At 32.9% G+C, this 5,008-nt stretch carries 3 protein-coding genes; 1 reads left to right on the top strand and 2 read right to left on the bottom strand.

Translation table 11 applies throughout. The features are described 5' to 3' along the window. Window positions 1–498: hypothetical protein (locus BA053_RS05170; RefSeq protein ID WP_156518235.1), on the bottom strand; the 498-nt coding region annotated here is incomplete at its 3' end. 1,063 nt (window positions 499–1,561) lie between these two features. On the opposite strand from BA053_RS05170, the gene BA053_RS05165 reads away from it, so the two are divergent. Further along, a complete protein-coding gene (locus tag BA053_RS05165; RefSeq protein WP_065095082.1) occupies window positions 1,562–3,508 on the top strand; it encodes an ankyrin repeat domain-containing protein in 1,947 nt (648 codons plus the stop codon). Window positions 3,509–3,946: 438 nt separating this feature from the next. Here BA053_RS05165 and BA053_RS05160 read toward each other — a convergent pair. Next, a partial coding sequence (locus BA053_RS05160; RefSeq protein WP_065106836.1) for a recombinase family protein occupies window positions 3,947–5,008 on the bottom strand: 1,062 nt, incomplete at its 5' end.

The following is a 5,008-nucleotide window of genomic DNA, read 5'->3' as shown; positions in this document are numbered from 1 at the left end:
TTTAAGCCCGTACTCATATGGATGACAGCCATCTAAATTTAGTTTAGAGATGTAACCACTGATAAAATGTGACCAAAACTGCGCTAAAAGACCTGACCCGCAACACCTAACTAAGTGCTCATACTCCAATAGACTACTCTTACCTTGAGCTGATAGGCTTTTTTTTCTTTCCTCAAATAAGGCAATAATATCTTCTTCTAGACAGTACCGACAGGCAATAGCATACTTATCAAAGAGATTACCTGAATCTGGCGCAATTAACTTTTTGCCTACCACTTGCCTATCAAGCTTAACTCCACGTAAATTGTCTACTTTTTTCCAACAATCCTCACTAGACAGAACTTGTGCAAGAAAATTACGTCCTTTCTTGCCACTTTTTTGATGTAAACGCCAATTTGCATAGCACCAGCGTTCAATTTGAAAAAGCTTAGATGCTCTATAGGGATCATCCTCTTTAATAGACGAAAATAAAACTTTTGGAATATCTGAACGCAGCATGATCACCTCTCTATCAATGAAAAAACATGGAAACTGTTACATCTAACATACACTATAGTAACTTGATACCATTTGAAGTAAGATATCCCGTTTCTAAGTTTTGTCAATCCTTAATTTGAATTTTTTTTAGACTTGAATAACCTTCGACAAAAGGCGCTTAATAGGTCCAATATATAGTCTTTTATTACTTTTAAATTCTGTTTTTATTATAAGTTTACCTTAATTATTCTTTCTTAGGTAAATTGCTATTAATTTAGCAATACACATCATTAATAACTTAAACAACACAGCCATTTCCAGCACCCAAAACCAGCTAATGAGAGAAGAGTTTTTTTTGGGATCAGCCGGTCTACCAAACGATACATACGAACTTTTTTATATGGTAGTTTCATTATACGCTAAAACTAACCACATTAGCCCATTTCACCCACATCTACATACGAACTATTTTGCCTAAGCTTATGAAAATAATTTAAATCTTCTATTTTTATAACCTTATTTTTACGCGGCTTGTTCTCACAAATATATGACCTTTTTTGAAGGAGTAAACAATTGAATTCTTTATAACACTAACTATAGTAGTTTCGAAAATGAATGATAAATTTTCATTACGAGATTACCCCCTAAAAGCTGCGAGTTTGTATGTTAGTGCACTATCATTTATTTTAGAAAACACTATAGCATGGTACTTTCACTAAAATATTTTTTAAAAAAGTTAGTTGACTTATAAATAATTCTCTACTAATACTGGCATGTGTTTTTTATTCTGCTGAAGTGGCTCCGCAGGTTACTGTATAAGCTTCAGCAGTTTTTGCACTCCTTTAAAGCATCATATTCCTATATATTAAATATCGCTAGTGCTTCTCAATTTTGTTGATCTATAGTAAAACTGGCTAAAACTTGGAGTCATAAGCAACTTTTAACCTCTCTATATACTCCATTGTTACTCACCATGAAAACTTAACAAAAGCTTAACGACGTGAGTAGTAAAAAAATTATGGTTATTGACTTAATGTTATAGATCGCATACAATATACCATATATCTTAGCTTAAGGGGTAAGTATGGGTGAGTCTACTGGGATAGTAAAATCTATCATCAATCTACTAAAACCAAAATCCAAACCAGAACCATCTGATTTTGAATATGAATCCATTATAGAACATTTATCATCTAAAGAGCATTTATTAAATGAACTGATGAATGATATGTGGTACTCAGGAGATTTACCATCAGTTAGAAACTATAATGAACCATCATCTTTGATAGATAGCAAACTTGGATTAAGTGAACAGATTTGTGTTTGGTTTGCTCTAGATCATGATCTTACACCAAGTCAAAAAAATTTAAACAAAAAGTTACTTAGTGCTCTAAAATGTTTAGCTTCTAACTGTGGTTCATTTGATAATACTGAACCTCTTGAAGAATTTTTATATGACAATAAAAACAATAAAGATTTAAAAATAATTCTTAACCTCAAAAGAGGAGAATCTCAATCAACAGTATTGCATGCGGTTGCAGGAGCAAATATTGGTGGATTTCGTCGCACAGGAAATCAGGCTATAGATTTACTCTTAGAAGCAGGCGCAGATCCTAACATACAAGATAATAAAGGAAAAACACCATTATACCTTGCTGCTGCCAAAGGTCATTACAATAATGCAAACTCTCTTCTCTTAAAAGGAGCTAACCCTAATATAACAAGTAGAAAGGGCAAAACTCCACAACGAATAGCAACTAATAACCTCTACTATAATATTGAAGAATTATTTTTAACTGATAAACAGAAAAGGATGAATAAGGAATTGTATGACTTACTTGTACTCGATTCAGACTGCACTGAAAATTTAAAGGAGTTTTTAAGTAAGCATAAAAGAGATTCAGACCTAAAAGTGGTGCTAAATATTCGGCAAGGAATGGGTGAATCAAAAGTGTTTTCGTATGTTGATCGTTTTGCTTGGGACAATGAAGGTCTTGCTCAAGAGTTAAGAAAGATATTTTTAGAAGCAGGAGCATTAGATTATGATATAAATATTTATCGTCAGCAAAAGAAAGGACAGGCCAGTAAATTACTCGTTAATTTAACTTCAAATCAAAAGGAGAAGTTAAATAAGTTTTCTGATAAGGTATTTCGAGCTCAAAACATGGCTGAACTTGAAGAGATTGTAAATGATGCTATAAAGTCTGGTGTACGTTTAAATTATTCTTCTTCACAAGATTTTTTTTTAGGTAATGAGTACACTTTTACCGATTATGTGATGAAAAAAATCAGTGAGTTAGAAAAGAATCCTAAAGTTGCTAGTAATATAATATGTCAATTAGTATCAAAAGGGGCAGTGTTTGGTAATACAGTTGATGCTAACACACTGACATCAGAATTTAAAGAGCATAAAACTAACCTAAAAAAAGCTTATAGAGATTATATTAGCAATTCTCATAAGTTTATTGAAATCGCAAAAAGTGCAACCAATAGCGAGCTAAAAGATGCAAGAGTAGACAACTCCGTTTTTTACTTAGAATATTCTAAAGATAGTAAAATAGACATTATAAAGATAACAGATGGGGCAAGGGATTTAGGTCTAACCGATGGAGATGTAAAGTGTGGAAGAAATATAGTAAAGATCGGTAGTAGTGAAGTAGAAATTCAAACTGAAGGTGGAATAAGGTATTACACAGATCTTACAGAAGGCAGCGATATAGTATTAACCTTCTATACTAGTTTGGGAAATGTAGATGTTAGACTGTATCCTGACATACAGGATAAAAGCAAAATTATAGTAAAAGTGAGTAATAGAGAGGAAATATTAGAAAAATTCAAAGATCGAAAAGAAGAATTAGGTAATGATTGCGCACTTGGTGAAGATTTGGTTTATGATGCTATTGAAAATGGGTACTTTGAAAGATCTGGTGGATTAATGCGCCCTGAGGTAATAACCGAGTCTAACAACAAATGGACAGAACGTGAAGAGTTAAGAAGGACTTCTGATCCTAGGAGAGAAGTTTCTAGGTAGATTAATTTGCTAAAAAAGTTGAAGATTATTATTTAAATATAAACTACTGTAATTTATAGATTAAGGAGTTCGTATCAATGTCTATGATCTTTTAAGAATACTCTTTTATATTGTTTTTAAGCTGGCTACAAAATGAGGATATGGAACATACAATTGGCTGAGCCGCCTTTTACAGAATTTCTCTCCAGATCTACTATTAAAATATGCAGCTAAAATTGGATACATCTTCTACCGCTGTTGCAGCTAATATGTCAAAATCTTCATCATTTATATTGATATTTTCGCATAATTGATTTTGTAACATTTATTTGCTCTTCTGTATCAATTTCAACATCTTTTTGTGTGGCTCTTTGTAGTAGCTCCTTTTGCAATAACCTTTTTTAATTTTCTGGCACATACTTTTTTCGATGTTTTTTCATATTGTTGTTTTTATAAACGTTACGATGCTGAGCCGTAAAATTTCTTCAATTGCTCACCCCAAAGCATCGGTATTTCCCTTAATTCAGCTAACTTCAAATCTCTTGGCTGCCTCCCCTTTACTATGTCTTCCTTTATTTTTGGAGCTAAATAATTTAATCTTAAAATTTGCTGTATACGTCTTGTACCTATATTAATTTTGGCACTTAGCTCTTTTATATTTGCGTATTTTCCTTCCTCTAGTTGCCGTTTCCACAGGTAGGCTCTTACCACTGTTTTCAGTAGCGCATTATTTGTTTTTCCTTCTGGCTCTACTACTGTACATTTGTTTCCTTTCTTTTTTATTGGTATAAATTCTATCTTATCCTCTGAACTCACTTCTATTCCATCCTCTCTTACCATTACTCCCTTTATTAACTTTTTCACTACTTCTTTCTGCTTTCCAAAACTTAGATTTCTCCACTCTTCTTCCCATTTTTCATATAGCTGTTCAGCTTTCTTCATCACTTCTTTTTCCACTTCTCCAGCAATTATTGTTCTGTTCACTGATCCACAATCCTTCCCCCTTAAATGGTTATTGCACACATAATATCGGTACCTTTTATTTTCCTTTTTTGCATAGGTCAACGTCATATTTACATCACAGCTCTTGCACTTTATTATCCCCTTTAGTAGCGCTTCCTCATATTTTGCTTTTCTATATGGCTGATTCTTTATTAATTCTTGCGCTTTTTGCCATTTTTCTTCTTCTATTATTGCTTCATGTTTTCCCTCATATTGCTTCTCATAATGTCTGATTTTTCCCATATATGTTGGATTTGTTATTATTCTCCTTACCGTGGCCTTTTTAAAGATATCTGATTTTGTTCGGTACCCTTGGCTATTTAACTCTCTTGCCAGTTCTGCCATTGATTTCAGCTCCATGTACCTATCAAATATATGTTTCACCGTCTTTGCTTCTTTTTCATTTATTATTAATTCTTTATCTTTCACATCATACCCTAGCGGCAAAGTTCCACCCATCCATAACCCCTGCTCCTTTGATGTTGCTATTTTATTTTTTACTCTCTCTACTATCATCTC

Source organism: Wolbachia endosymbiont of Nomada ferruginata, from assembly GCF_001675785.1.
In the GTDB taxonomy this organism is placed as follows: domain Bacteria; phylum Pseudomonadota; class Alphaproteobacteria; order Rickettsiales; family Anaplasmataceae; genus Wolbachia; species Wolbachia pipientis.
The sequence above is the reverse complement of the archived record's forward strand: the minus strand, read 5'-3'. Positions and strand labels throughout refer to the sequence as shown.